The organism is Oleiphilus sp. HI0066 (assembly GCF_001635725.1).
Window position 1 is genome coordinate 1 of sequence record NZ_LWFH01000885.1, and the last position, 291, is coordinate 291.

Here is a 291-nt window from a genome sequence, read left to right on the forward strand (position 1 = left end):
ACCTGCTTTAGAAGCTGTCGCCATCAAAGTACCTGAAGTATCGAACAAGTCGACGAAGACGAACGCCAAAATTACAGAGATCATTGTTGCTTCTAGTACACGGCTAAAGTCTAGCGCGAAGAAAAGCTCAGACATTGAGTGAGGCTCACCGACAATGCCACTGAATGTAGTAATACCTAGAATCGAAGAAACGATAGAGATCGCCAGCATGCTGACTACAATAGAACCAGTAATTTTGCGGTAATCCAAAGCAATAATAAGAAGTAAACCAAGGCCAGCTAGAAGTGGACC

At 43.6% G+C, this 291-nt stretch carries 1 pseudogene; it reads right to left on the minus strand.

What is annotated here, in order from left to right:
- A pseudogene (locus A3738_RS10095) lies at window positions 1-291 on the minus strand (solute carrier family 23 protein); the annotation flags it as partial.